Origin of the sequence: Streptomyces sp. NPDC101165, assembly GCF_044768135.1 — a bacterium.
Taxonomy (GTDB): Bacteria; Actinomycetota; Actinomycetes; order Streptomycetales; family Streptomycetaceae; genus Streptomyces.
The window spans coordinates 61,382-88,001 of the sequence record NZ_JBIWPG010000027.1; the positions used below are offsets into that span (position 1 = coordinate 61,382).

A 26,620-nucleotide genomic window follows, 5' to 3' on the forward strand; every position below is an offset into this window, starting at 1 on the left:
CAGGTCCTCACGAACGCTCGGTGAGCTCCGCGAAGAACCGCTCCACGGCCGGCCAGACCCCGTCGCCACCGGACAGGCCCCGCCACTCGCGGCGGACGAGGGCGACCATCCGGAAGCAGTCGTCGACCGGCACGATCCAGTGCTCGTCGAGGCCCCGCACGGTGTTCATCAGCAGTGCCTCCACGTCGGGTGCCATGGAAGCGAGCTGCGGAAACGTGGCGGTCAGCCGCTGCCAGGCCGCCGCGTCCACTTCCCAGCGCATGGCACCGGCCGGGCTCGGCCCCTGAGCGGTGACCGTGCCGTCGGAGCGCGGCACGAAGAACACCAGGCCCACGGGCACGCCCAGCACCGCCGTGTCGATCGGCGGCAGCCGCAGCCGGCGCCGGGGCACGAGCCGGTAGTGCCCCTCGCCCGCCCCGTCCTCGGCGAACAGCACCGAACACGGGCCGCACACGCACCGCACCTCGGTGGCCTCGGTGTCGTACAGGTGGGGGTGCGCGTCGGCCACCGGGGCGGCGCACAGCTCGCACACTTCGGGCTCGCCGGTCGCCGTGCGGTCGGCCGCCGAGCGGATGACGCGGGCCAGTGCCCCGTCCGTGATCACCGTGACTCCGGGGGCTGCTGCGCGGTCCGGCGCGTCAGCGTCGTCAGGGGTACGAAGGCCGGGGCCGCCCGCCGCTCTTCGGCGACGGGCTCCACCGTCTCCAGTTCCGGGGCGGCGGCCAGCACCGCAGCGCGGACGGCCGCGGTGACGTCGGCCGACCCGCTGCCGCACCCGGAACCGCAGCCGCCGCCGGTGCTCACCCGGACCCGGGCCACCCGCCCCTCGACACCGGACCACTCCAGGTCGCCGCCGCGCTCGCGGACCGCGGGTCGCAGCCGCTCGACGGCGCGGGCGGCCCGCGCTTCGGCGGACTCGGGGTGGATGGCGTGCAGCACCAGCAGGTGCCCGAGCAGCTCGTCGTCGGCCAGGCGCTCGCACAGCCGCTCGTCCGCGTGGTCCAGAACCCGGGCGAGCGCCTCGCCGTAGACCTCGGTCAGCAGCGTCACCGACTCCAGCGCCTCACGGGCGGCCGGACCGGGCGCGGACTCCAGTCCGGCCAGCACCTCGTCGAGCCGGGCGAGCCGCGCCTCCACCGCCGGATCCGGGAGCCGTACGGCGGGATCAGGCATGGCCGGCCCCGTACGTGGGCGAGTGCACGGTCGACAGCGTCTTGCCCTTGCCCATGTACATGTGCACCCCGCAGGGCAGACAGGGGTCGAAGCTGCGCACGGTGCGCATGATGTCGACACCCTTGAAGTCGTCGGGCCCGTTCTCCTCGAAGATCGGCTGGCCCTGGACGGCGTCCTCGTACGGACCCGGGGTGCCGTACATGTCGCGCGGGCTGGCGTTCCACGGGGTCGGCGGGTACGGGTGGTAGTTGGCGATCTTCTTGTCGCGGATCACCAGGTGGTGGGAGAGGACACCGCGCACGGCCTCGTGGAAGCCGCAGCCGATCGCCTCGTCGGGCACCTCGAAGTTCTCGAACACCTTGGAGTCGCCGTCGCGGAGCATGCCCATCGCCTCCTCCAGGAACTGCAGGGCCATGGCGGCGGCGTAGGCGACGAAGTACGGCCGGGCACGGTCCCTCTCGATGGTGTTGCTCCACTTGGGGATGTGCCACTCGAGCGTGGTCTCCGGCAGCGTCTCGCCCTTGGGTAGCGAGATGCGCACGCTGCTGCCGGTGGCCTTCACGTACGGCGTGTCGACCAGGCCGCTCAGCGCGGTCGTCCACAGCCGGGCGAGGGGCCCGCCGCCGGTGTCGAGGGCCAGGTGCTCGCCGGTCCCCGAGTGGTGCCAGCGCGGGCTCATCACCCAGCTGTACTTGCCGTCGAAGTCCCGCTTCTGCGGCACCGGCACGGTGGTCTGGTTCCACGGGTGACGCATGTCGACGGGGTTGCCGAGCGGGTCGTGGGTGACGAACGGCTGCTCGTTGACCCAGTCCTCGTAGAAGGAGCTGCCGAGCATGATCCGCAGGCCGAGGTTGATGTCGACCAGGTTGTTGGTGACCAGTTCGCCGTCGACGACGATGCCGGGGGTGACGTACATCGCCTTGCCCCACTCGTTCATCGTCGCGTAGCGGTAGTCGACGACGTCCGGGTTCTGCCAGGCGCCCCAGCAGCCGAGCAGGATGCGGCGCTTGCCGACCTCCTCGTAGCCGGGCAGCGCCTCGTAGAAGAAGTCGAAGACGTCGTCGTTCATCGCCACGGCCTTCTTGACGAAGTCGATGACGCGCATGAGCCGGCTGAGGTAGTCGGTGAAGGTGTTGGGCTGCGGCATCGTGCCGACGCCGCCCGGGTACAGCGTCGACGGGTGGACGTGCCGTCCCTCCATCAGACAGAACATCTCCCGGGTGACCCGGCTGACCTTCAGCGCCTCCTTGTAGACCTCGCCCTCGAAGGGGTTGAAGGCCCTCATGATGTCGGCGATGGTCCTGAAGCCGTGGACGTCCCCGCGGGGCGCGTTCGTGCGCTCGGCGCGGGCCAGGACAGCGGGGTTGGTGGCCTTGACCATCGCCTCGCAGAAGTCCACGAACACCAGGTTGTCCTGGAAGATCGTGTGGTCGAACATGTACTCGGCCGCTTCGCCGAGGTTGGTGATGTGCTCGGCCAGCTTCGGGGGTTTGACGCCGTAGGCCATCTGCTGGGCGTAGTTGGAGCACGTGGTGTGGTTGTCGCCGCAGATGCCGCAGATGCGTGAGGTGATGAAGCCCGCGTCGCGCGGGTCCTTGCCCTTCATGAACACCGAGTAGCCGCGGAACAGCGACGAGGTGCTGTGGCATTCCACGACTTCCCGGTTGGCGAAGTCGATCTTCGTGTAGATGCCCAGGTTGCCGATGATCCGGGTGATCGGATCCCAGGACATGTCCACGATCTGCGCGGGCTTGCGTTTGGTGGACCGGGACTGGGTGGTCGTCATCTGCGGTACTGCCCCTTGCTGTTCGGGTACGGCGGGTCGATGGCGGGATGCGGGACGGGCGGCGTCGGGGCCAGCGTCACGGGCGGTAGCGCGGGTCGTAACCGCTGGTCAGCTTGTGCTTGTTGTGGCGCCACTTGGGCTCGTGGTTCACCATGTCGTTGGTCAGGCCGCGCAGGCGGCGGATGACGGCGCCGTAGGGCTTGATGACGAGGGAGGACAGGGTGCCCCCTGGGGGCTCGTCCATGAACGGCATGAACGCGTCCGGGAAGCCGGGCATCGTGCACCCGATGCAGATCCCGCCGACGTTCGGACAGCCGCCGATCCCGGCCATCCAGCCCCGCTTGGGCACGTTGCAGTTGACCACCGGCCCCCAACAGCCCGTTTTCACCAGGCACTTGGGCGAGTTGTAGTCGAGGCCGAAGTCGCCCTGCTCGTAGTACGAGCCCCGGTCGCAGCCCTCGTGCACGGTCTTCCCGAACAGCCACTGCGGACGCAGCATGTGGTCCAGCGGGGGCGGGGGAGCGGCACCGGCCGCGTGCTGGAGCACCCAGATCAGGGTCTCCATGAAGTTCTCGGGCTGGATGGGACAGCCGGGCACGTTGACGACCGGAAGCCCGGCCTGCGACTTGTACTCCCAGCCCAGGTAGTCCGCGAGGCCCATGCAGCCGGTGGGGTTGCCGGCCATGGCGTGGATGCCGCCGAAGGCGGCACAGGTGCCGGCGGCCACCACCGCCCAGGCCTTGGGCGCCAGGCGGTCGATCCACCAGTTCAGCGGCAGTGGCTGGCCGGTCTCCGGGTCGTTGCCGAAGGACGTCCAGTAGCCGTCGCCCTCGATGATGTTCTGGTTCGGGATCGAACCCTCGATGACGAGGATGAACGGGCCCAGTTCGCCGCGCGCCGCCGCCCGGTACGGGGCGAGGAAGTCCTCGCCGCCCAGGCTCGGCGAGAGCACCTTGTTGACCAGGTTGACCTTCGGCAGGCCCGGGATGAGACCGAGCACCACGTCCTCGAGGGAAGGCTGGTCGGCGGCCGTCAGGGAGACGGTGTCGCCGTCGCAGCTCATGCCCTCGGAGATCCAGAGGATGTGGATCTCGTCGATCGCGTCGCGCTCCTGGGTGGCACTGGTCTGGGTGGTCATGTCGTCCGCCTTTGCTGCGGTCGGTCAGGGAGTCGGTGGGTGGCGTGCGCGGGCAGGTCAGGGGCGTCCATCGAGCCGTCCCTCCTCCGGCCCGTCGGCCGGACATCGGGGCCGCGGGGACTGCGGCCGGGGTGGGTGGACCGGGTCGGCGGGACCCGGCGCGTGCGCGTCGGCGAGCGGTTCGACCTCGTCGGGCCGGAAGTAGTGGAAACGGCCGTACCAGCCGTGCAGTTCGGCCGCGGGGTCGTCGTCGACGGTCACCGCGAGGTGCACGCTGCCGTCCACGTCGTGGAACACGGCCGCCACCTGCGCGGTCCGGCCGGCCAGGAACATGTCCTGGGCGTCGGCACCCCGGCCGCGCGGCCGCAGCCGCACCCGGCTGCCGCCGCCGACGGGTACGCCGTCCACGAGCACCGTGTCGGTCGTCGGGGACAGCCCTTCGTCGGCGCCCTCCTGCCACCACGCGGGCCGTTCGACCGGGTCCTCGGCGACGGCGGCGGGCGTGACGGGACGCAGGGAGCGGATGGCGCCGTGCAGCCGGGCGAAGACCTCCTGGGGCATGCTGTCGACGCGGTCCAGGATCTGCGCGGCCCGCGGGTCGGTGGCCCGCGCCTCGGCCTTCTCCTCGTCCGTCAGGAGCATCGTGCGCAGCGTCAGGATCTCGTCGATCTCCGCCGCGTCGTGCAGGTCGCCCGGGCTCTCCGGCGCCACCTGCGGACGGTCCGGGAGGATGATCGGGGAGGACAGGACGACCCGACCGACCGGTCCCGTCTCCTGCGGCTCGCCGCCCAGGACAGGAAAGGTGAACGCGTTACGGCAGTCGCCCACGGGGGCCTGCAGTTCCGCGGGCGGATCGATCAGCGAGACGAACTCCACGCCCGCGCCGCCGAGCAGGGTGTGCGCGGCGAGCAGCGCATGCCGCAGGGCGTCGCTCCGAGCTGCCCGGGCATCCGGTGCGCGCCCGGTGTTCTCGGTGCGCACCCGCAGCCGGCACACGTCGTCGGTGATCCGCTCGGCCACGACCGTGGTCCGCGCCCGGACCTGTTCGCGTCGCCGCACCACGCGCCCGGCACCCCCGGGCAGCGGCTCCGTCCGCTCACCGGGCGGCGCCCCGGCCTCGGCGCGGCACTCGCCGCGCAGCAGATCGGCGAGCGGCCACTCGAAACCGATCTCGTGCGGCACCGCCTCGTCGAAGGTGAGATGGGCCGTCCCGTCGTCGGTCCGCAGCGACTCGACCGGGCGGTACTGCCCGTCCGCACCGGCCGCCTGCACCTGCTTGTGCTGCATCTGCAGGTACCGCACCCGCACCCGTACGACCGCTCCGGGCTGCCGCACCCGCACCAGGCACTCGGTCTGCTGGTACCAGGAGTCCGCGGAACCGGAGAGGCCCGGGGTCACGGGCCCGTCCGCCTCCACCCACTCCCGGGGCAACAGCACCCCGAACTGCCAGCGGACGCGGTTCTTGGCCGAGGAGCGGCGGTACGGGTAGAGCAGATAGCCCTCGTAGAGGACGGCATCGGCGACCGCGGTCACCTGCGCGAAGGCGTCGCCGGACGGGTCGTCTCCCGCCACGGCGGTACACGCCACGCCACTCACGCCGCCCGTCTCGGCCATTCCGCCTCCTCGCCACAGGTGCACCCGCCGATCCCTTCCACCACGGTCACACCCCTCACGGGTGCTCGCCCTTCCGGCGGACCGGGATTGGGCCGGGCGGGGGACAAGGTCACGTGCGAGGTGCGGGCTCGGCTGGCTCGGAGTGTGCGGGAGGCCCGAGCGGGTCACCGGTCCGGGCCGGCGCTCACACCTGTCCTGCCAGGTCGAGGCAGCAGCGGACGAAGTCCTGCACGACCGGATTGCGGTCGTCGTCGGGTGCCCACGCGACGCCGACGTGCGTCGGGCTCACCCCGGTGACCGGTCGGTACACGACGCCGGGCCGGGCGTAGAACCGTGCGGCGGACCGGGGGGCGAGGGCGATCCCGTACCCGTTGGCGATGGCGTTCAGCCAGTCGTCGGGCTGCTCGGTGACCGCGCCGACGCGGACGGGCCGGCCCTCCCGCTCGTCGGCGGCCAGCCAGTGGTCGCGCCACGCGCCGGTCTCCTGCGGGGCGGCGACGAACGGCTCGTCCCACAGCTCGCGGAAGGCGATGGTGTCGCGCGCGGCCAGCGGGTGCGCGGTGGGCAGGGCGACCCAGCGCGCCTCGCTGAACAGCGGCTCGACGCGCAGGGTTTCCTGGCCGGGGAAGGGCAGCCGCAACAGTGCGACGTCCACGTCCCCGGTGGCCAGACCGGCGCTCGGGTTCGTCCAGGCCGCCTGGCGCAGCTCGGCGCGCCACCCGGACCGGCGTCGGGCGAACGCGGCGACGATCTCCTGCGTGGCCTCGTTGGCCGCGCTCGCCAGGAACCCGACCCGCAGTACCCGGGAGGCCTGCCGGTCGGCGGCCCGGGTGGCGCGCAGGGCGTCGTCCCACGCCGCGAGCACCTTCGGGGCGAGGCGCGCCAGCTCCCGGCCGGGTCCGGTCAGCGCCATCCCGGCCCGCGAGCGGTCGAACAGCCGTACACCGAGCTGGGTTTCCAGCTGCCGGATCTGTTTCGTCAGGGCCGGCTGGGACACGTACACGCGCTCGGCGGCCCGGGTGAGGCTGCCGTCCTCGGCGACGGCCAGGAAGGAGCGCAGGAGGCGGGTGTCGACATCCATTCCATCAGGTTATAGACACAGGTATTGGACGGTGTGTCGGCTTCCCGCAGAGGGTGGGGGCATGGAACTCGCCTACGTCCTCGTCACCTGTGCGGCCGTCCTGGCCAACGCCGGCATCGCGGCGGCCGACTTCGCCGGGGCGCCGTTCGTCCTCGCCAACTCGAGTGAGGTCGGCGTGCCGGCGGCCTGGCTCCCGCCCCTGGCCCTGCTGAAGGCGGCCGGGGCCGCGGGACTCCTGCTGGGACTGCTGGGCCTTCGCCCCCTGGGCGTCGCCGCCGGTCTCGGCCTGGTGCTGTTCTACATCGGAGCCCTGGCCGTCCACGTACGGGCACGCGTGCTCCACAACATCGCCTTCCCGGGCCTGTTCCTCGTACTGGCCTCGGGAGCGCTGACGATGGCCGTGATCGTCTAGCGTGGCGCCATGACGCCACTGTCGCTGCCCGACGAGGTACGCCAATCCGGCCAGAGTTACCTGCAGTTGACCGACGAGGCCGTCCCCGGACTCGTCAAGGGCCTGTATCTGCACGGGTCGCTCGCGTACGGCGACTTCCGTCCCGGACGCAGCGACATCGACTTCCTGGCGGTGCTGAGCGAGCGGCCTTCGGGGAAGGCGGTGGACGCGCTCCGCGAGGTCTTCGCGGAGCTGAGGAGTCGTCACCCACGGCCGTACTTCGACGGGTTGCACGTCACGCACGCTGATCTGGCCGGCTCGCCCTACGACTGCCCGGACGTGCCGTGCGTCCAGGAATGGGACTTCCGGCCCGCAGGTCACTTCGGTCGCAACCCGGTGACCTGGCACGAGCTCGCCGAGCGAGCCGTCACCGTGCGCGGCCCCCGGCTGACAGCGGACGACGTGTGGAGGGACCGGACCGCGCTCCGCACGTACAGTCACGCCAACCTCGACGAGTACTGGAAGCCGAAACTCGATGAACTCCGTGCGGGTCAGGAGTGGGTCCACGACGGCCCGGCCGGGCGGGGCGAGTGGGTCACCGAGTGGTTCGTCCTCGGTGTCGCGCGACTGCACCATCTGCTGGCCACCGACCGGCTGACCTCCAAGACCGGCGCCGGGCACCATGCCCTGACCGCCTTCGGCGAGCGCCGTCAGCCGATCGTCCACGAAGCGCTGCGGATCCGTGAAGGCGCCGCCGCCTCCGCGTACGAGGGGGAGCCCATCGCGCGCCTGCGGGACACGATCGAGTTCGCCGCGACGGCGATCGAGGAGGGCCGGCGGCTCGGCCCCTGACGTTCGCAGCTCGCCCCTCGACGCCTGAAGGCGCTCTCACGGCAGCCGCTCCAGCGCCACCAGCGCCGCGTCGTCGCCGAGGTCCCCGTCGACGTGGTGCAGGAGGGCTCGGCGCAGGGCGGAGACCAGGGCGGGCAGCGGGCGGTCCGCGTGGGTACGGGCGTGCGCGGGGAGGTCGTAGAACCGGCCCCGGCGGTCCCGGGCCTCGATGAATCCGTCCGTGTACAGCAGGAGCCGGTCGCCCGGAGCGAACGGCACCGTCGTCGCGACCGGTTCCGCGGCCAGGAGGTCGCCGAGTCCGAGCGGTGGCCCGGGCCGGTCGGGCGGGTGGGCCTGGACCCGGCCCGCGCGCACGACGAGCGGCTCGGGATGACCGCAGTGGACGATGCGGGCCACTGCCTCGCCGGGCGGGAACTCGACCAGCAGGGCGGTCGCGAACCGCTCCGTGAACAGCGCCTGCGTGCCCTGGCCGTCCCGCGCCGCGATCTGCCGTCGGGCGCGCTCGTCCAGGCCCTGGGCCACCTTGGCCAGGGACGCCTCACGGTCGGCCAGTTCCCGGAACGCGCCCAGCAGGTTCGCGGAGGCCCCGACGGCCGTCAGTCCCTTGCCCCGCACGTCGCCGATGAGGATCCGGGTGCCGTACGGCGTCTGCAGCGCCTCGTAGAAGTCGCCGCCGATCCGGGCCTCCGACTCGGCCGGCAGATACACACCGCACAGGGCCAGTGAGCGGATCCGGCCCGGCAGCGGGTGCATCAGCGCACGCTGTGCGGTCTCCGCGACGGAGCGGACCTGGCGCAGCTGCCGTTCCCGGTGCCGGCGCAGCGAGCAGGTGGCGAGGGAGGCGAGCCCGACCACGGCCAGGGTCCCCAGGATGACGTCCGAGTCCGGGCGGCCGAGCTGACCCGCGACCATCTGCAGCAGGGCTGTCACGCAGAGCGCCGCGCAGGCGAGGGCCGCCGTCGCCCACACGGGGAGCAGGGCGGCGGCCAGGACCGGCACCGCTGCCATCACCGGCGAGACGTGCAGCCAGTCCGGCGTCAGCAGGTCGGTGAGGGCGACGACCGCCAGGAGCAGGACGGGGGCCAGGGTGAGAGGCAGCCGGTTCCAGGCGGGCCGGGTACGGCCGGTGATGTCGGTGGGTGCGGTGTCGTCGTGCGGGTGATCCGTGGGGTGAGAGGTCATCGTCGCTGTGAGGGCCGCAGCGGGCTGAGCACCCGGTGCTGCCGGGTCGGGGTGGGTACGGACGTGGTCAGGCAGGACAGGACCGCGTCCAGGTGATGGACGAGATGGCGGTCCGCCTCGCGGTCGACCGGTGAAGCACGGTCGGGTCTGTCGAGGCGGGCGAGGGCGTGACGGGCCGCCGGCAGTGCGGGGTGGGGCCGCCCGCCCCGGCAGCCGTAGACGCACAGGGCCGTCGTGCGCAGCAACCGTGCGTACGGCCCGGCGAATCCGTCGGCGGCGGGAGTGCCCTCGCCCCGTGAGCCGGGCCGGCTCACCTCGGGTCGCGTGTCGAGGAGTCGTCCGGCCGCGCACACCTGCTGTTCCACGTCGGCCAGCGTCCGCATGACGCGACGGTCCAGGTGCCAGCGGCGGCGCCGAGCCGTGGGCCGTACATTCCAGCGCACGCTCTCGTGCGCTTCGTCCACGGCGGTACGGGCCTCCGCCACCGCGACGTCGAGTTCGCGCTCCCAGCCGGAGCCCAGGACGCTCCGCGGCCGCTCCCGCCGGGCGACCGCGTCGGCCAGACCGTCGAGGTGGTAGGCGAGCAAGGTGCGCAGCTTCTCCACGGCGTGCTCCGCGGACCGCACCCGTACCGCCGGGAACAGCAACGCGCTGCACGCCAGGCCGAACGCGATGCCCAGCATGATCTCCGCGAGGTGGGAGCCGACCTCGGCGGGATGCCGGCCCCGGACCAGGGCGAAGGTGATCAGGGCCGTCGTCGGCAGATGCAGTCCCTGGTGGCCCAGCAGCTCGTGCCGGGCCAGCAGGACGGAGGCGAAGACGACGAGTCCCAGACCCGCCATGCCCGGCTCGACGTACAGGGCGGCGGGTACGGCGACGACCACGCCGAGCAGGCATCCCGCGGCGTACCGGGTCGCCGCGGCAATCGTGCGCACCACCGTCGCCTCGACGATGAGCAGTGCTGCCACGGCGCCCACATAGGGGTGGGGCGTATGCAGCAGGTTCACGCACACCTGCCAGGTCAGCCCTGCCGCCACCGTCGCCCGAGCGGCGTCGGCACAGTTGGCTCGTCCGAAGGGCATAGCGAGGGCGGATATCCGTGCGCTGCGCATGCCTTTCGTGCTCCTTCCCGCTGCCGGACGTCCCGAGCCCGCCTGGACGGGTTCGAGGCAACAGCCCCCCAGGGTAATCGGACAAATGGGGCATCTGGCAAATGAGGAGCGCATCAGGCTTGTGGTCGGCGGAGAGGGCAGGATTCGAACCTGCGTGGGCCCCGTGGGGCCCGACCTCGAGGCGTGCTCGTAGGTCCCCGATCAGCCGCTCCGGGCACCTCTCCCCGTGTCCGGCTTCCGGTTTCCCGTGCCGTTCACATCAACTACGGTGCCAGGCCCCGCTGACGCGACGGTGACGTCTTGCTGACGTGCCGAGCCCCCTGCCGTGCCCACTTGCGGCGACCGCACTATGGGGTCCGGCCCCATAAGCGCAGCCGTGCCGGGCTCCTAGCATCTCCGGGCATGCAGACCAGAGCCGCACGCCTGACAACCGCCCTGGTGGCCCTCGTGGCCGCCTTGGCCGCCGGACTCCTCACCCCCCGCACGGCGGCCGCTGCCGCCTCCCTCGGCGAAGTCACCGGGTTCGGTCCCAATCCCGGTGCGCTGCGCATGTTCCGCTACGACCCCCCGGACCTGCCGGCGCACGCCCCCGTCGTCGTCGCCCTGCACGGCTGCACTCAGGACGCCGGGTACGCCGTCGACAGCGGCTGGACCACGCTCGCGGACCGCTGGCACTTCTCCGTCGTGGTCCCGCAGCAGTCCACGAGCAACAACATCAGCAAGTGCTTCGACTGGTTCCAGGCCGGGGACATCGAGCGCGGGGACGGCGAGGCCGCCTCCATCGCGCAGATGGTGGACCGCCAACTCGCCGACGTCCGGGGCGATCCCTCGCGGGTGTTCGTCACCGGCCTGTCCGCCGGCGGCGGTATGACGGCGGTGATGACGGCGACGTACCCGGAGAAGTTCCGGGCGGCCGGCATCGTGGCCGGGCTGCCGTACGGCTGCTCCGCGGCGGCCGGTGGACCCTACCCGTGCATGTACGGGTGGGCGAACCAGACACCGGCCCAGTGGGGCGACCGCGTCCGCGGGGCCCGCCCCGGATACACCGGCCCCTGGCCCACGGTCACCGTCTTCCAGGGTTCGGCGGACGGCACGGTGAAGCCGTCGAACATGACGGACCTGGTCAGGCAGTGGACCGACGTCCAGGGCGCCGATCAGAGCGCCGACGTCTCCGACACCGTGGCGGGGTACCCGCACCAGGTCTACCGGACCCCCTCGGGACAGGCCGTGGTGGAGACCTACGGCATCACCGGAATGGGGCACGGGCAGCCCGTCGACCCGGCGACCGGGTGCGGGACCACGGCCCCGTACGTCCTCGACGTCCACCTGTGCGCCGCCTACCGGCTCGGCCTCGCCTGGGGCCTCGGCTGACCACGGTCAACTCCCGGCCTGACCGGAGCGGTCCCGCCGTTCGCGCCGCGTTCGGCGGGCCTCCGCCAGCAGGGGCAGCAGGGAGGCGGCGACGATGAGCGCGACCAGCGGCAACAGGTACTCGTCGACGTGGGACACCGAGGAACCCAGGAGATATCCGGCGAGCACCAGGCTCTGGGACCAGAGCAGGCCGCCGATGGTCTGCCAGACGGTGAACGTCCGCACGGGAACGCCGAGTGCGCCGGCCGCCGGGTGCAGGACGGAGCGCAGCATCGGGACGAAGCGGCCGATCACCAGCGCCTTGCGGTATCCGTAGCGGGCCAGCATCCGTTCCGCCCGGGCCGTGACCTCCTTCACCCGCGGCCGCGAGGTGCGGGCCAGCAGGGGCCGCCCGCCGTGCCGCCCGAGCAGATAGCCCACCTGGCCGCCCGCCACGGCGCCGACGGCCGCGCACAGCAGCACCTGCCACAGCACCAGCCGCGGCGCGTGCTGAGCGCTCGCCGCGCACAGCACACCGGCCGGGAACAGCAGTGTGTCGCCCGGCAGGAAGAAGCCGACGACCAGCAGAGCCGACTCGGCGAAGATCACCACCAGGACGCCCAGCGCGCCGAAGGCAGCGAGCAGCGAGGCGCTGTCGGTCGGATTGACCGCGATCACCGCCCTCGCCTCCCGGCCCCGTTCGTCCGTCGCTTCCCTCAAGTGTCACGTGGCCGCGGTCCAGGTGCCCGGACAACGGGGTGGACGGGACGGCAACGGGCGGGAAACTCCTTTGCGGGCTCCTTCACCCGCCCCGAGACTGACGTCATGCTCGGATTCGTCAGGACCGACAACGACCCTCTCGTCTCCTGCCTGGGCGACCCGCAGCGTGCCGTGGCGGCCCACCGTGAGCCGCTGCGCCGCGCCTCCGCCGCCGTGGACGCCGTCCGTGCCGGCCTGGGCCACCACGACCCGGCCGTCCGCGCGGGCTGCTGCCGGCTCCTGGACCATCTGGTCGACGGCGAGTCCATGGGGCAGCTGATCGCCATGGCCGACGACGTCGACGCCCGGGTCAGGGGCGCCGCGCTCCACTCACTGGCGTGCGACCGGTGCAAGGGCGACACCTGCGCCCCCGGCGTGGACCGGGTGCTCGGTCCCGGGTTGCGGCGCCTGGCCGCCGACCCCGATCCGCACGTCCGGGCGATGGCCGTCGAACTCGTCGGCAAGTTCGTGCACACCGACGCCCGCGCACGCGCAGCCCTCGACAGGTCGCACGCAGAGGACCCGAGCCCGGCCGTCCGGAAGAAGGCGGGCTGGTTCCTTCCCGGCGGCGCCGTCCACGAACGGACGGCCCCGCGCCCGCCCGGGTGACCTGCAGGGCCGGAGGGTCGGGCCTTCTCCCTTTGTCCTGAGAGTGGCAAAAGTATCGGCTACCGCAACATGGCCGCCCTGCGCGGCTGACGGCAGGCGCGGGCGGAGGGCCCTGCCACGCCGTCACCAGGCCCTCCGCCCCGGCCGGCCCATTGTCCGGACACCCTCTGTCAGGTCCTCGGCCCCAGCCTTACACTGCCGATCCGCAGTATTTCGGGGGCAGTTGACGGGGGGAGACCAGCATGTCCGATCCGTACGGTCCGTACCAGGGGTTCGCCGTACCACCGATGCCCTCGGCTCCGCCGCCCGCGCCGCCGGACGGCCGGCGGGCGGCCGCCGTGGCAGTGCTCAACCTGAGCGGACTCGGCCTCGGGTACGCGCTCCTTCGAAGATGGGTCCTGACGGCCGCCTGCCTGGCGGCGACCGTCGTCCTGCTGTTCGTGGCCCTGCCCGCCGACGCCGACGGCGTCCCGGGGGCCGCACTCACCGTCTACGTCCTGCTCCTGCTGGCCGCCGCCGTCCACGGAGTGGTCGCCGGACTGCGCACCCGGCTCACCTGGCCGGGCCGAGCACACCTCGCGCTGCTGCTCGGCGTGCTGCTGCTCGCCGTACCGGCAGGTGGCGTGGTGTGGTACGACGACGCGCACGAGGAAGCCGTGCAGCAGGCGCTCCTCGACCGCCTGGACCGGGCCGACCATCTGGTGACCAAGGCCGGCCGGCACAGGTTCGCCACCGCCCGGGGCGACTACGGCGCGGCCCTGGAGATCTACCGGGACCTGGCGGCCGAGCACTCCGGCACCCGCGCCGCCGACCAGGTACCCGACCGCATGCGGAGCTTCTACACCACGGTCGGCGCGGCCTACGGACACCAGGAGTACTGCGACGCGATCGAGCCGCTGAAGTACCTGCGTACGGTCCCCCGCTTCATGCCGAGGAAGGAACTCGGCTCGCTCAGCCAGTGGCCCGACGACCGACTCGCCACCTCGTTGTACGAGTGCGGACGGGCGGGCCTGACGGGGGGTCAGGCCGACTGGGTCGCACGCTTCGACGACCTGCTGACCACCTTCCCGCGGTCCGAGTCGGCGACCAAGGTCGCACCCGCACTGGACGCGGCGGTGAAGAAGGCCGAGAAGGACGTCGACGGCGGCGCCCCCTGCACCGCCGTCGCGAAGCTGCACGACCTGAACACCCGGATCACGGACCTCTCCGGGTCGGTGGGGAACGCGGCCGACGGTCTCACGAAGTCCGCCGACCGGGCCGGCCGGAGCGGTGACGCGGGGGAGTACTCCTGCGGCGTCGACCAGTACAAGGACGGCGACTTCGACGCGGCCCAGAAGACCATGGAGGAGTACGCCTCCGACAACAAGAGCGGCAAGAACCGGGACCGGGCCAAGAAGATCGCCATCGGAGCCGAGGTGGCCCAGACCCTGCCGGCCGCCGGGAAGAAGCTGCCCACCACCGCGTCCGGCGGCAGCATCACCGTCACGGTCAAGAACGACAGCCCCGACGACGTCACCGTCCTCTACACCGGACCGGTCACCGGCAGCTTCACGCTCAAGGGGTGCGGCAGTTGCAAGTCGTACGGCTTGGCCGACACGCTGAGGATCGGCTTCAAGCCCTGCAACGGTGGCAAGAACTACCCGCAGCGGACGCTCACTCTCCCCGTCGGCACCACGTACTTCGTGCACAAGCCGCACGGCGACAGCACCGCCACACCGGCCTCGGACACGGCCAAGCTCCGGCCCGGATACATCTACACGGAATGCGCCTACACGACACAGACGTTGGGCTCCAGCTACTGACCGTGCGGGGCGGGCCGAGGCCCGCCCCGCAGCTCGTCAGCGCCGTCGACCGGCGCGACGGCGTACCACCAGGACGGTGCCCGTGCCGAGGACCACGGCGCCGGCCGCGGCCGCCGTGAGCGGCAGCACCGAGCCGGTGCCGGTGCTCGCCAGGTTGCCGCCCGTGCCGGAGGGATCCGAGGTGCCGGTGGTGGCGGTGCCGCCCGTGGTGCTGGAGGAGGAGCCGGAAGCCGACCCGGAACCGGAGCCCGACCCGGAACCGGAGCCCGACCCGGAGCCGGTGCTGGAACCGGAACCGGCGGTGGACCCCGAGGCGGAGCCCCCGGTGGAGCCCGTCGAGCCGCTGCCACCCGTGGAGCCGTCACCGGAGACGTCGAGCAGGATGTCCGCGGTGTCGTTGGACTTGTCGGTGTCGAACGGCCGGGGCTCTCCCGCGAGCGCCACCGAGCCCTTGGCCCCGGACACCACCTTGTCGATCTTCAGCCGGAACTCGTACGTCTCGCCGCTGTTCTCGTCGACCCACGCCTCGCTGGTGCCGCACTCGTACGTCCGCGACCCCACGCTGTTGCAGAACCCGTCGGTCTTGGCGACCGACGTACCGGCCGGCACCTTGATGCGCACGCGGGTCGCCCCCGCGCCGATCTCCCGCAGTACCCAGCCGGGCCCGGCGTTGGTGAACTTCACCACCAGCGGGACCGTGTCCCCGACCTTGCCCTTCAGCCGGGCGCCGGTCACCTGGAAGTCGGCCGTGTTCTTCGCGGTCACCTTCACGGTCGCCGCGTCCCACTCCTCGTGCTGGGCGGAGCCGGGTGCGGCCGGGGTCTCGTCGGGCCGCTCGACCAGCTTCACCGCCGGGCCCGTACCTCGCACGGGCGGCGGCCCGGCGTCCGTGAACGCGGGGTCGTACGTGGCGACCGTCACCCGCAACTCGTCGTAGAGGGCGCGGTCGAGTGCCTTCAGCGTCGGTGTCCGGTCGGGTGCGTAGACGACGCCGGGCTTCACCTGCTGGTCGAACTCGCAGACCACGTCCGAGGAGCTGGGTGCCTCGTCGAAGGAAGGGATCTCGTAGCGCAGGCAGTTGGAGGGCACCTCGGTGTGGCTGAGCCCGCGGGTGACGGAGTACGACATCCAGACCTTGTCGAGAGCCGCGGTGCCGGTGTTGGTGAAGGAGGCCGGGACCTTGAACTCGCTGCCGGGGCGCACTCCGTCGGTCGGGGCGATCTTGCCCAGCACCAGACCGGGTCTCGCGTCCGCGGCGCCGGCGGGCGCGGCCCCGAGCGCGATCAGGGCGACGGCGCCGACGGCACCGGCGGTCCGGCGGAGTACACGAGGGCCGGAGAACGTGGCGGGCATGAATTCCTCTGTATGAATCGGCTGCTACGGAGAGCTGAACTGTGCGGGAACGCGCGTTCCCGCACAGGAGACCTCCGTCGCCGCCCGATGGTTGTACAGCGCCCGACCGGAGGTCACTGCCACGCGCGGCGAACCAGCCACTCCAGGGCCGCGGCCGCCTCGCTCAGGACGGAGAGGTGGCCGTCGTCCGGTCGAAGCCGGAGTTCCGAGCGCGGGCAGCGGTTCGCCAGCCACTCGCCGTGGGTGCTCGGCACGATCCTGTCCCGACCCCCGTGCAGGACGAGGACCGGCGCGGTGACCGACCCGGGGTCGCAGCCCCACGCGTGGACGTAGGCCAGGTCGTCGTCGACGAGCCCGCCCGGACCGGCGGCCACGGCCGGCTTGACGACTTCCTCGAACCAGGACCAGTCACCGGCCAGGGCCGCGTGGTCGGCCGGGGTGAACATCTCGGGGTCGTACACCGCCTCCGCCTCGTACCGCTCTTTGGTCTCGCGGCCCGCCGCGGCCGCGGTCAGTGACGCCCGGCAGGACGTGGCCATGCCCGCGAACCAGTCGAGCCCCTCGGCGTCGAACGGGGCCGGACCCGACACCTCGACCACGCCGAGCACCCGCTCCGGCAGTACGGCGGCACACGCCAGGGCGTGCGAGGCACCCCCGGAGTGACCCATGACGGCGAACCGGTCGATGCCGAGCGCATCGGCGATGTGGGCGACGTCGGTGGCGGCCGAGGCGATGCCGCGGCCGTCGAGCGGGGTCGAACCGCCGTATCCGGGACGGTCGTACGACACCCAGCGGACCCCGAGCCGGGCGGAGGCGGGGAAGAGCGGCCGGGGCGGCAGGCCCACGTTGGGTGTGCCGTGATGCCAGAAGACGGGGAGAGCGCCGGATCCGCCGACGCCGGTGTCGTAGACGTGCAGTCTGCGCCCGTCGGGCAGTTCCAGGTCGGATTCGGTCACGTGGATGTTCGTCACAGCGCGGGTCCTTCCGGGCGGGTGCCGGGTTCATGGCTGCGTAACTGACCCCGCGGACTTCCGGAACTCATCGCTCGGCCGGTCGGGCGACAGTCCGTAGGTCCGACACTCTCAGGTCCCCACCGAGCGGAGCGGCCGGGCCGGTCGTCCGGGTCTTCTGCGCTCAAGCCATTCCTGATACGCCGGGGCCTGCTGGGCCGCCTCCCCATAGGCCTCCTCCAACTCCGCGACACCGTTGTCCAGTTCGGCTGCTGTCCGGGCCGCGAGCAGCAGCCGTACCCCTATCGGGTCGCCCCGCAGTGGCCGGATGGCGAGGTCGGGACGGGGGCGTGCGGTCGGCTGGCTGACCGTGACGACCTCGCCGATGGCGGCCAGGGAGTAGGCGCTGAGATAGTCACCGTGCAGCAGGTCGGGTTCGATCCCGGCCTTGCGCAGCACCCGGCACAGACCGTCCCATTCGCCGTCGACCGTGGAGTCGATCATCCAGCGCTCGCGGGCGAGGTCGGTCAGGGGTATCTCGCGCTGCGCCGCCGCGGGGTGGTCGGCGGCCAGGGTGACGAACTGGGGTTCGCGCTCCACCAGGACCCGCAGGCGCAGCCCGGCCGGGACACGCAGCGGGCTGCCCTCGACCTCGTGCACGAAGGCCAGGTCGAGCCTGCCCTCGGCGACCATCCGCAGCAGGGAGTTGGCGGACACGTCCATCTGGAGGCTGGGCTCGACCGGCGGGACCCGGGCGCGCAACCGGCGGAGCCAGCCCGGCAGTGCCCGGCTGGCCGTGGCGCCGATGCGCAGTCGCGGACCGCCCGCGGCACGAGCGGCCGCTGCCCTCGTCTCGGCCACGATCGCGGCGAGTTCGGCGACGAGCGGCCGGGCGCGGCTGACCACGAGGTGGCCCAGCGGGGTGAGGCGGCTGCCGGTACGGTCACGGGTGAAGAGCCGGCCGCCGAGCGTCTGCTCGATGCGGCTCAGCTGGGTGCTCAACGAGGGCTGGGCCATGCCCAGTTCGCGAGCGGCCTGGTGCAGACTGCCGGCGTCGGCGATGGCGCACAGAACGCGCAAGTGCCTCACCTCGAGCTCCATGTACGGAGCGTAAGGGCAGGGGCTGATGAGACGCCAGATGTTCAAAAGCCAACGGAACGGCTGGAGTTGGGCGTGATAGCCGGCGGCTATCCCCGGTTGCCATCATCCGCCGACCGCCGGGCTGACGGAAACTCAGGGTCGACCCATCGTTCACCACCCCACACGAACGAGTAGGAGCACCCCCCACATGACGTCGACCCGTACGTCCTCCCCTGCCGCGAAGGCCTCCAGGAGAGCGCTGGCGCTCGGCCTGGGCCTGGCGTTCGCTGCACTGGGCACCGCGATCCCGGCGAGCGCCCAGACCACCGGCTCCACCGCCACGCCGCACGCCCGCTACACGGGCCCGGCCGGTGCGACGGGCAACAACAAGGCGTTCTTCGAGGCCGTGCTGGCCTCGGTCGCCAAGAAGCAGGCGGCTCACCCGAGCCTGCGGTCGGTGACCGTCTACTACGACGCCTCCCAGGCGCCGAGTTTCCGTTCGCAGATATCGAGCGCCGCGTCGATATGGAACAGCTCCGTCTCGAACGTCAAGCTGCAGGCGACCTCGGGCGGCGCCGACTTCGCCTACTACGAGGGCAACGACCCCGAGGGGTCCTACGCCTCCACGGACGGCCACGGCAGCGGCTACATCTTCCTCGACTACGCGCAGAACCGGCAGTACGACTCGATCCGCGTCGCCGCGCACGAGACCGGTCACGTGCTGGGGCTGCCGGACCACTACAGCGGCCCGTGCAGCGAACTGATGTCGGGCGGCGGCCCGGGTACCTCCTGCACCAACCGCTACCCGAACGCGGCCGAGCGCGCCCGCGTCAACCAGTTGTGGGCCAACGGCCTCGCCAAGGCGCTCGGCAAGCTGAACAAGGTGCACTGACCCGCGACAAGGCGCGCTGAACCGACCCCACGACAAGGCGCGCCGACCGTCCGAGAACCATCCGCCTGCGACCGGAGGCGGGCCGTGCCACCCGGGTGCGGCCCGTCTCACGCGCCTACGTGGCCGCCTGCCGCCCGGTCCGCGCGGTCGAGGACCAAGGCGAAGTACGGCCAGCCGTCCACCACCACGTTCCGCACCGCCGGTTGTGCCTCCAGGGCGGGTGCCGCGGCGTCCAGGAGGCGGCGTGCCGTCCCGGGTTCGTAGAGGTTGAGGTGGCCGCGGTCCGGCAGGCGCACCACGGTGCCCGACTCGAAGTACGTGTTCGAGACGACCCGGTTCGCGCTGGGAGCGAAGAGCAGGGAAAGCCGGCGGCCGGCATTCTTGGCGGTTCCGCCGGTGAAGAAGGAGAGGGTGAGGCGGCAGTCGTCGTAAGCGGGCCTGATGTGCTGCCGGACGGTCCAGTACCAGACCGTCTCACCCACGACGAGGCGACGGAGGCGACGCTCGTTCCTCACGGCCGGTCGAACCAGGCGAGTGCCGCGATGCGCCAGCCGTCCGGAGTGCGCACGAACTGCAGGGTCTTGGCACCGCCGCCCTCGAACGGCTCACCGTTCATGATCCCGGACTTGCGGTACTCACTCACGCGGGACGCGATGTCGCCCACGATCTCCGTGTGTTCGGAGGTCTCCCACTCCGAGAACTCGACGAGCCGGCCGTCGGAGAGCAACTGCCGACGGGGCTCGATGAATTGGTCCACGGTGTAGACGGTGAAGTCCGGGCCGGTCATGACGATGACCCCGGAGGGGAGGACGAGCCGGCGGATGCGTGCCACGTCGGCCGGTCTGCCGCCGCGGTTGTCGAAGGCGCCGAGGAACTCGGCCGTCACCGCGTCGATCTCGATCTTGGACACCGTGCGAAGCTACCACGCACCCGAAGGCCCGCCAAGGGAGCAGCAGTTGGGTAGGGGTGCCGCCCGGTCGCCGTCGACCGGGCGCTGATTCCCTAGGAGTGCTCGGCCACGCGCTGGGGGCGCGCCTGGTTGAGCTGTGCGGTGAGGAGGTGCGCGTCCAGCAGGGCGACATCGGCCGTGCGATTGGCGCGCGAGTATCCCGCGAACATGCGCTTGGTGAGGGTGAGTGCTTCGGGTGAGCGCCGGACGAGCGGGCGTACCCAGGCGTCGACGGCCGCGTCCAGTTCGTCGAGCGGGGCGACCTTGTGCAGGAGGCCGAGCCGGTGGGCGGTGGTCGCGTCGAAGGTCTCACAGGTGAGCATGAGTTCGCGGATCCTGGCGGCTCCGCCCTCGACGATCAGACGGCCCATGGCGCCTCCCCAGGCGGGCGGCAGACCGAGCCCGATCTCGGGCATCCGGAACCGGCAGCTGTCGGCTCCGGCGCGCAGGTCGCAGAAGGAGGCGAGCGCGAGACCGGCGCCCACCACCTTGCCGTGGAGCCTGGCGACGGTGACCGCGTGCGTGTTCTCCAGTGCGTCGCACACGCGGTAGGCCTTGTCCGTGATCCGGCGCATGGCGGCTCCGGTCGGGTCCTCGGCCAGCGCCGCCTGGTACTCGACCCGGTCGGCGCCGAGACAGAAGTCCGCACCTGCGGCAGAGAGGATCAGCACCCGGATGTCGGGCCGGTCGTGGAGGCTGTGGAGGAGGGTGGCGAGGTCGTCGAGGGCGGCGACGGTCAGTGTGCCGTCCTGTGCCAGGGGGTTGAGGCGGGCCCGGAGGACCGGCCCGTCCTGTTCGACGTGCAGCGCCTTGTAGGGGAAGTGGGGGGAGGTGTTGATCATGTCGGTCATGAGAGGGCGACGTCCAGGTTCAGCAGGCGCCGGAAGGCCACGCGTGGTGCCCAGGTCGGCCTGCGTACGAGGGTGAGGCGGGGGAAGCGCCTGACCAGCTGGTGGAGCAGGGTCTGTGCCTCCATACGGGCCAGGGGAGCCCCGAGGCAGTAGTGGATGCCACCGCTGAAGGCGAGGTGCGCCGGTTTGCGGTGCAGGTTGAACAGTTCGGGATCCTCGTGCTTGGCCGGGTCCCGGTTGGCCGCGCCCACCATGAGGTGGACCATCTCGTCCTTGCGGACCTCGACGCCGCCGAGAACGCCGTCCCGGGAGGAGACGCGGGTGATGACGTGCGTGGGCGGGTCGTAGCGCAACGATTCTTCAACGGCGGCGGGCACGAGTTCGGGGTGGACGGAGAGCCAGTCCCACTGACGGGGATGCTCCAGCAGCAGGAGCGTCATCGTCGACAGCAGCGTGGCCGTGGTCTCCAGCGCCGCAAGGAGCACGAACAACGCCAGGAAGTAGACCGCTTCGTCCGCCTTGTCCTGGTCGTTCTCCATGGCGTCCCACACCGTGATCCACCGAGAGACGGGGTCGTCACCGGGACGGGCCCGCCGCCCGCGCACCAGGTCCATGAAGTAGGTCCGCAGCTCCGCCGTGGCCGCGTCCGACTTCGCCAGCTGGCTGGCCGACGGCAGCAGTTCCTGGGTGAAGACCTGGTCGTGGGTCAGCTCCCGCAGCCGGGGGAAGTCGGCGGCAGGCAGCCCGAGCCAGTGCCCGATGGTGGCGACGGGCAACTCCTCGCCGACCAAGGTGTTGAAGTCCGCCTCGCCGTCGTGCAGCCGCTCGGCGAGCGAGTCGAGGAGCCGGGTCGTGCTGTGGCCCACCGTCCCGCGCAGCTGCTCCAGGGTGGTGCGGTCGAACATGCCCGCCGACCGGCGCACCCAGGTGTGCTCCGGAGGGTTGAGTGCGGGCAGTGTCCGGCTCATCTGGCGCGAGGACGGAGCCGTCCAGCGCGTGCCGTCTCCCTGCTGCTCCCGCCAGCGTGCGTCGGGCTCCAGCCAGTCACGGCTGCGCAGCACCTGGTCGCACACGTCGAAGGCGGTGACCAGATGTCCGCCCCAGGGGGCTGCGACGACTCCGCCCCTCGACCGCAGCTCCCCGTAGATCGGGAAGGGATTCGCCTGGCCCTTCGCCGTCCTTAAGCGGGAGAAGAGCGAAACGGCAAATCGTCTGTCGACGGGCGGAGTTATCGCAATCTCCACGATGTCCCCTTCTTGCTCTCACGTATCAGCCGCCATGCATACCCCCCCGTTTGCCGATACATACAAGATGACTATTCGTGCGAAGGGTTGCCTACGTCACTCTCCCCTGGTCCATGCCAGGAACCGACTGAAGAGGCCCGGTTTGGGCTTGGACGAGGCCGGCGCCGCAGGCTGCGGCACGAGGCTCGGGCCGTGGTGCGCGGTGGTCGCGGCAGGCTGCTGCGGTGCCTGAGCGGGCGTCGGCGCCACGGTGCGCGGCGTGAACCGGACCGGCAGCGCCACCAGGGACCGGCTCCAGGGAGCGGGCACCCAGCTCAAGTCCTTGAACGGCACCCGGACTTCGATGTCGGGCAGCCGGTTGAGGAGGGACTCGACGGCGGTGACGGCGATCACGAACGCCGGGTCCTTGGCCGGGCAGGCGTGCGGCCCGGCACCGAAGGACAGATGGGCCTTGGCGCTGAGCTGCTCGCGGTGCTCCGCCAGCCGGGGATCGGTGTTGGCGGCCGCGAAGGAGATCACCACCGGGTCGTTCGCGCGGAGCATCCGGCCGCCCAACTCCACGTCGTGGGTGGGGTAGTGGGCCGCGTAGTTGGCGATCGGCGCGTAGTTCCACAGGGCCTGGCCGACCGCGTCCTCGACCGGCAGGCCGGTCTGCCAGTCCTCGCCGAGGATCAGCGCGCTGCTGGTGCCGATCGTCGCCGACAGGGGCGCGGTGCCGCCCGAGAGCAGCGTCACGAGCTGGTGCAGCACCTCCTCGTCGGTCAGTGCCGCGGAGTGCTCCATCAGACGGGTCGTCAGGTCGTTGCCGGGCCTGCGCCGCTTGAGCGCGATCAGCTCGCCGAGCGCCTCGCCCAGCACCTGGTCCGCACCGGCCGTACCGTCGAAGATGCCGCTGATCCCGACGATCACCCGGTCACCGATCTCGGGCGGGCACCCGAACAACTCGCTGAAGACCAGCAGCGGCAGCGGCTGCGCGTACTCGGCCATCAGCTCGGCCTGCCCGAGCCGGTCGGAGCTGAACCGGCTCACCAGGTAGTCGGCGGACTGCTGGGTCTGCCGCACCAGCTGGATCTCGTTGACGTTGGCCAGACTGTCGGTGACGGCCTGGCGGAGGCGGGCGTGTGCCGCTCCGTCGCTGAACAGTGCGTTGGGCCGGTACCCCATCATGGGCAGCGCCGGGCTGTCCTCGGGCACCCGACCCTCGTTCAGCGCCCGCCAGCGCCGCGAGTCCCGGACGAACGAAGCGGGGTTCTGCAGGATGTACAGGGCGGCGTCGTAGCTGGTGACCAGCTCGACCTCCACGCCCGGGGCGATGTCGACCGGCGCACTCGGGCCGAGGCTGCGCAGGTACGCGTAGGTGGCGTCGGGATCGGAGCCGAACTGGGGGCCGTAGAGGGGGACATTGCCGTGCGCGGGGCAGCCGGGCGGTGGCCCTTGTATGCCGGGACGCTGCTGCATGTGGGGGAGGCTCCTAGTCGAGAAGGGACAGTAGGTGGTGGACGAGGGTGATGAGCGCCTGCGCCGACGACTGCTGGTCCCGTACGTCGCAGGAGACGACGGGTGTCCGGTCGGACAGGTTCAGCGCCTCGCGGATCTCCGCGAGCGGGTAGTTGGTCGTGTCGTCGAAGTGGTTGACGCCTATGGCGTACGTCAGGCCGAACCGCTCGACCAGGTCCAGGACCGCGAAGGACTCCGACAGCCGCTCCGGGTCGACGAGGACGAGCGCGCCCAGCGCCCCCCGGGACAGCTCCTCCCACATCTCCTTGAAGCGCTCCTGACCCGGCGTGCCGAAGAGGTACAGCACCACCTCGTCGCTGATGGTCAGGCGGCCGAAGTCCATGGCGACCGTCGTGGTGGTCTTGTCCGGAGTTCCTGACAGATCGTCAAAGCCTACGCTGGCTTCGGTGATCTCCTCTTCGGTCCGCAGGGGCTCGATCTCGGAGATGCTGCCGATGCACGTGGTCTTCCCGACCCCGAAGTGCCCCACCACGAGGATCTTCACCGCGGTGAGGACACCTGAATCCAGGTACACGAATCACGCTCCGAATCGGGCTTTGAGGCCGTCGAGTACGGCGTTGAGCACTTCTCGGTCGACACGTTCGGCGCGGGGCACGGGCTTCCGCGCGATGATGAGACCGCTCTCCTCCATCTGTGCCAGGAGAATCCGCACGATCCCCAGCGGCAGATGCGTGTGGGCGGCCACTTCGGCGACGGAGAGAAAACCTTCCGTCACCAGCTCCAGAACCTGCCTCGCCTCCGGAGAAAGCGTGCGAGCCGAAGCAGTGGCACCCTCTAGCGCGGACACCAGGGTGGTGCGCTCGTAGGCATTGTCCGGGGGCAGGGCTCGCCCGTTCGTGATCACGAAGAGCGGGACTAATGCTGAGGTCAGCTCAAGTTCCTGATCCGGCCCGTCATTCACGTACGGCTCGCCTCCCCGAGTGGTGCCATATATGCGCTCAGCCGGGGCACCACCTGATGCAGCCGGGTGGTGAACTCCTCGATATCGGCATCGTGTTCGGCGGCCGCGGCCAGGAACGCCCCGCGGCCGGCCGAGATCAGGAAGATCCAGCCGTGCTGAAACTCGATCACCGTCTGCCGCCACTTCGCGTCCTGGCCCACACCGGCGAACTGCGAGGTGGCCCGGCTGTAGGCGTGAATCCCCGTCATGGCCGCGGAGATCGTGTCCGCCAGGTCCTGGCTCATACCCGTGGTGGCGCCGCGGGGCAGGCCGTCGGAGCCCAACAGGACGGCGTGGCGCGCACCTTGCACCTCGGCGACCACCTCGTCGAGGTCCACGATCGGGATCCCCTGGCCGCCCGCCCCATGCTGCGCCCGGGCTCCGCCGGACTGCCCGGCGAGGCCGTCCGTGTTCACCCGGGGCGGCGAGGTGAGGTTGTTGCCGAGCCGGGCGACCAGCCGGTGCATGCGGAAGGAGATCTGCTGCATGTCGACGTCCGGCGCCGCGGCCGCCGCCAGGTAGGCGCCCTGCCCGGCACCGATCAGGAAGATCCAGCCGTGTGAGAACTCGATGATCGTCTGGTTCCACTGCCTGTCTTCCCCCGGCCCGGCGAAGTGGGAGGTCGCGCGGCTGAGCGACTGCATGCCGGCCATGGCGGCGGAGATCGTCCGCACGTCCTTCTGGGCCATGCCGTCGGTCGCGCCCCGGGGAAGGCCGTCCGCGGACAGCAGGACGGCGTGACGCGCCTTCGGCACGTTGTGCACGATGTCCTCGAGCATCCACGACAGGTCTGTGGTCATGCGTCATCGGACCCTTCGGACGGCGCCGAGGCGAGATTGCGGCCCGAGAGCGTGCCGCGCTGGAAGGCTCCGAGGCTCCGGCCCGCGGCACGGCCGGCGTCCTCCGGCGCCGCGGCGGGCGGCTCCGAGCTGTTCCGGTCGGGAACGCTGGCGATGGGCACCTGGCGGGCGCCACGCCGCGGCAGGCCGTGCGCGGTACGGCTGACGGGCTCCGGCCGGCCGACGGTGCCACGGATACCGCTGACCTGGGAGTCCTCGGCCGGGGCCGCCTCTTCCTCGGTCCACAGCTCCTCGGGCAGCAGCACGACGGCGCGCACGCCGCCGTAGCGGGAGACACCGGTCACGTCCACCCGGAATCCGTACTGCTGCGCGAGCAGACCGATGACGGGGAAACCGAACTTCGGCTGGTTGCCGAGATGCGAGAGACGGGGGCGGAAGCCACCGGAGAGCAGCGCGGAGGCCTTCTGCCGGTCCTCGTCGTTCATACCGACACCGGCGTCGTCGATGACGATGCACAGGTTCTTCTGCACCCGCTGGAAAGTGACCTCGATCGGCGAACCCTGCTGAGAAAAACTGGCAGCGTTGTCGAGAAGTTCGGCGACGGCGAGCGCGACCGGAGAAACGGCGGACGCCTTCAATGCGAAACCGGTCTGCTGCATGATTTCGACACGCCGGAAGTTACGAATCTGACCCTGCGCACTGCGCACCACGTCATAAACGCTGGCGGGCCTATTGCGGCGACCCAGCGGAGCACCACACATAACCGCAATACCCTGTGACTTGCGGGCCATCTGCGCATTGGCGTGACTGACTTCCAGCAAATCACTCAGGACGGAATGGCCGCCGTACTTGCGCTGGATTTCCTCAAGAAGCGCGAGCTGTTCCGCGGCAAGGCTCTGCAAAAAGCGCGCGGAACCCTTGAGAACAGCCTTGGTGCTCTCCTCGGCCGCCTCTTCGGCTTCTTGGATGGTCTTGTCGTGCTCGTCCTGGTGCTGCTGCAACTCCGCTCTTAAAGCGGCCAGTTGCACGTCGGCCTCGCTCAGCCTCTGCGTGAGCGCGGCCTCGGCCTGCTGCTTCTTCGCCGCTATGGCCTTGTTGCGACGACTGAGCACCAGGGCCGCGGCGACGGCGATGGTCGTCGCCGCAACCAGGCACCACACGAGTGCGTCTCGATTCATGGAAACCTTTCCTATA

Annotated in this window: 27 protein-coding genes and 1 pseudogene; 6 read left to right on the plus strand and 22 right to left on the minus strand. The window is 71.3% G+C overall.

The genetic code is table 11. The annotated features are described in order from the left end of the window. Positions 1-7: 7 nt before the first annotated feature. From ACIRVH_RS40440 to ACIRVH_RS40465, 6 genes are all read right to left on the minus strand, one after another. Complete coding sequence (locus tag ACIRVH_RS40440) at positions 8-604, minus strand: DUF5947 family protein (protein ID WP_403964579.1); 597 nt, start codon at positions 602-604, stop codon at positions 8-10. Then, a complete protein-coding gene (locus tag ACIRVH_RS40445) occupies positions 601-1,173 on the minus strand; it encodes a NifU family protein (protein ID WP_403964581.1) in 573 nt (190 codons plus the stop codon). Before ACIRVH_RS40445 ends, ACIRVH_RS40440 begins: the two co-directional genes overlap by 4 nt. Then, positions 1,166-2,959, minus strand: a complete 1,794-nt coding sequence (locus tag ACIRVH_RS40450) for a nickel-dependent hydrogenase large subunit (RefSeq protein ID WP_403964583.1) — start codon at positions 2,957-2,959, stop codon at positions 1,166-1,168. Before ACIRVH_RS40450 ends, ACIRVH_RS40445 begins: the two co-directional genes overlap by 8 nt. 76 nt (positions 2,960-3,035) lie before the next feature. Beyond that, positions 3,036-4,097 (minus strand): hydrogenase expression protein HypE, encoded by a 1,062-nt coding sequence (locus ACIRVH_RS40455; RefSeq protein WP_403964585.1) that lies wholly within the window; start codon positions 4,095-4,097, stop codon positions 3,036-3,038. A 57-nt stretch (positions 4,098-4,154) separates the two neighbouring features. After that, on the minus strand, positions 4,155-5,711 hold the full coding sequence (locus tag ACIRVH_RS40460) for a hypothetical protein (protein WP_403964587.1): 1,557 nt from the start codon (positions 5,709-5,711) through the stop codon (positions 4,155-4,157). Between the two features lie 184 nt (positions 5,712-5,895). Continuing rightward, positions 5,896-6,792, minus strand: a complete 897-nt coding sequence (locus ACIRVH_RS40465) for a LysR family transcriptional regulator (protein ID WP_403964589.1) — start codon at positions 6,790-6,792, stop codon at positions 5,896-5,898. Positions 6,793-6,853: 61 nt separating this feature from the next. Between ACIRVH_RS40465 and ACIRVH_RS40470 the strand changes: the two genes are divergently transcribed. Then, the gene (locus ACIRVH_RS40470; RefSeq protein ID WP_403964591.1) at positions 6,854-7,204 is read left to right on the plus strand and encodes a DoxX family protein; all 351 of its coding nucleotides are present in this window, start codon (positions 6,854-6,856) and stop codon (positions 7,202-7,204) included. Between the two features lie 9 nt (positions 7,205-7,213). Then, on the plus strand, positions 7,214-8,035 hold the full coding sequence (locus ACIRVH_RS40475) for a nucleotidyltransferase domain-containing protein (RefSeq protein ID WP_403964593.1): 822 nt from the start codon (positions 7,214-7,216) through the stop codon (positions 8,033-8,035). 36 nt (positions 8,036-8,071) lie between these two features. Here ACIRVH_RS40475 and ACIRVH_RS40480 read toward each other — a convergent pair whose 3' ends face one another. The 3 genes and pseudogenes from ACIRVH_RS40480 to ACIRVH_RS40490 all read right to left on the minus strand — a co-directional run bounded on the left by ACIRVH_RS40480 (position 8,072) and on the right by ACIRVH_RS40490 (position 10,553). Further along, a complete protein-coding gene (locus ACIRVH_RS40480; protein ID WP_403964595.1) occupies positions 8,072-9,217 on the minus strand; it encodes a PP2C family protein-serine/threonine phosphatase in 1,146 nt (381 codons plus the stop codon). Continuing rightward, positions 9,214-10,329, minus strand: coding sequence for an aromatic acid exporter family protein (locus ACIRVH_RS40485; RefSeq protein ID WP_403964597.1), 1,116 nt, complete (start codon positions 10,327-10,329; stop codon positions 9,214-9,216). Before ACIRVH_RS40485 ends, ACIRVH_RS40480 begins: the two co-directional genes overlap by 4 nt. Positions 10,330-10,458: 129 nt before the next feature. Further along, a pseudogene (locus ACIRVH_RS40490) lies at positions 10,459-10,553 on the minus strand. Between the two features lie 178 nt (positions 10,554-10,731). Between ACIRVH_RS40490 and ACIRVH_RS40495 the strand changes: the two are divergent. Beyond that, positions 10,732-11,700: a PHB depolymerase family esterase gene (locus ACIRVH_RS40495; protein WP_403964599.1), complete on the plus strand. Its 969-nt coding sequence runs from the start codon at positions 10,732-10,734 to the stop codon at positions 11,698-11,700. A 6-nt stretch (positions 11,701-11,706) separates the two neighbouring features. Here ACIRVH_RS40495 and ACIRVH_RS40500 read toward each other — a convergent pair whose 3' ends face one another. Beyond that, positions 11,707-12,357, minus strand: a complete 651-nt coding sequence (locus tag ACIRVH_RS40500; protein WP_403964601.1) for a DedA family protein — start codon at positions 12,355-12,357, stop codon at positions 11,707-11,709. Between the two features lie 147 nt (positions 12,358-12,504). On the opposite strand from ACIRVH_RS40500, the gene ACIRVH_RS40505 reads away from it, so the two are divergent. After that, on the plus strand, positions 12,505-13,047 hold the full coding sequence (locus ACIRVH_RS40505) for a HEAT repeat domain-containing protein (RefSeq protein ID WP_403964603.1): 543 nt from the start codon (positions 12,505-12,507) through the stop codon (positions 13,045-13,047). 242 nt (positions 13,048-13,289) lie between these two features. Beyond that, positions 13,290-14,849, plus strand: coding sequence for a hypothetical protein (locus ACIRVH_RS40510; protein ID WP_403964605.1), 1,560 nt, complete (start codon positions 13,290-13,292; stop codon positions 14,847-14,849). A gap of 36 nt (positions 14,850-14,885) precedes the next feature. On the opposite strand, the gene ACIRVH_RS40515 is transcribed toward ACIRVH_RS40510, so the two are convergent. From ACIRVH_RS40515 to ACIRVH_RS40525, 3 genes are all read right to left on the minus strand, one after another. Beyond that, a complete protein-coding gene (locus ACIRVH_RS40515; RefSeq protein WP_403964607.1) occupies positions 14,886-16,202 on the minus strand; it encodes a hypothetical protein in 1,317 nt (438 codons plus the stop codon). A gap of 113 nt (positions 16,203-16,315) precedes the next feature. Next, a complete protein-coding gene (locus tag ACIRVH_RS40520) occupies positions 16,316-17,164 on the minus strand; it encodes an alpha/beta fold hydrolase (protein WP_403964725.1) in 849 nt (282 codons plus the stop codon). A 120-nt stretch (positions 17,165-17,284) separates the two neighbouring features. Next, positions 17,285-18,253, minus strand: a complete 969-nt coding sequence (locus ACIRVH_RS40525) for a LysR family transcriptional regulator (protein WP_403964609.1) — start codon at positions 18,251-18,253, stop codon at positions 17,285-17,287. 187 nt (positions 18,254-18,440) lie between these two features. Between ACIRVH_RS40525 and snpA the strand changes: the two genes are divergently transcribed. Next, positions 18,441-19,124, plus strand: coding sequence for a snapalysin (gene snpA, locus ACIRVH_RS40530; RefSeq protein ID WP_403964611.1), 684 nt, complete (start codon positions 18,441-18,443; stop codon positions 19,122-19,124). A gap of 107 nt (positions 19,125-19,231) precedes the next feature. Here snpA and ACIRVH_RS40535 read toward each other — a convergent pair whose 3' ends face one another. The 9 genes from ACIRVH_RS40535 to ACIRVH_RS40575 form a co-directional block, all read right to left on the minus strand. Beyond that, positions 19,232-19,639 (minus strand): hypothetical protein, encoded by a 408-nt coding sequence (locus ACIRVH_RS40535; RefSeq protein WP_403964613.1) that lies wholly within the window; start codon positions 19,637-19,639, stop codon positions 19,232-19,234. Continuing rightward, entirely contained in the window at positions 19,636-20,034 is a 399-nt protein-coding gene (locus tag ACIRVH_RS40540; RefSeq protein ID WP_403964615.1) for a DUF4440 domain-containing protein, read from the minus strand. The genes ACIRVH_RS40535 and ACIRVH_RS40540 overlap by 4 nt, the downstream gene beginning before the upstream one ends. A 92-nt stretch (positions 20,035-20,126) precedes the next feature. Beyond that, on the minus strand, positions 20,127-20,924 hold the full coding sequence (locus tag ACIRVH_RS40545; protein ID WP_403964617.1) for an enoyl-CoA hydratase/isomerase family protein: 798 nt from the start codon (positions 20,922-20,924) through the stop codon (positions 20,127-20,129). After that, positions 20,921-22,168 carry a cytochrome P450 gene (locus ACIRVH_RS40550; RefSeq protein WP_403964619.1) on the minus strand — a complete coding sequence of 416 codons (1,248 nt, stop codon included), beginning with the start codon at positions 22,166-22,168 and terminating at the stop codon, positions 20,921-20,923. Before ACIRVH_RS40550 ends, ACIRVH_RS40545 begins: the two co-directional genes overlap by 4 nt. A 96-nt stretch (positions 22,169-22,264) precedes the next feature. Further along, positions 22,265-23,626, minus strand: coding sequence for a cytochrome P450 (locus ACIRVH_RS40555; RefSeq protein WP_403964621.1), 1,362 nt, complete (start codon positions 23,624-23,626; stop codon positions 22,265-22,267). Between the two features lie 13 nt (positions 23,627-23,639). After that, positions 23,640-24,200 carry a GTP-binding protein gene (locus ACIRVH_RS40560; protein ID WP_403964623.1) on the minus strand — a complete coding sequence of 187 codons (561 nt, stop codon included), beginning with the start codon at positions 24,198-24,200 and terminating at the stop codon, positions 23,640-23,642. Between the two features lie 3 nt (positions 24,201-24,203). Next, the gene (locus ACIRVH_RS40565; protein ID WP_389189503.1) at positions 24,204-24,587 is read right to left on the minus strand and encodes a DUF742 domain-containing protein; all 384 of its coding nucleotides are present in this window, start codon (positions 24,585-24,587) and stop codon (positions 24,204-24,206) included. Beyond that, complete coding sequence (locus ACIRVH_RS40570; RefSeq protein ID WP_403964625.1) at positions 24,584-25,426, minus strand: roadblock/LC7 domain-containing protein; 843 nt, start codon at positions 25,424-25,426, stop codon at positions 24,584-24,586. The genes ACIRVH_RS40565 and ACIRVH_RS40570 overlap by 4 nt, the downstream gene beginning before the upstream one ends. Further along, positions 25,423-26,604 carry an ATP-binding protein gene (locus ACIRVH_RS40575; protein WP_403964627.1) on the minus strand — a complete coding sequence of 394 codons (1,182 nt, stop codon included), beginning with the start codon at positions 26,602-26,604 and terminating at the stop codon, positions 25,423-25,425. Before ACIRVH_RS40575 ends, ACIRVH_RS40570 begins: the two co-directional genes overlap by 4 nt. Positions 26,605-26,620: the final 16 nt, after the last annotated feature.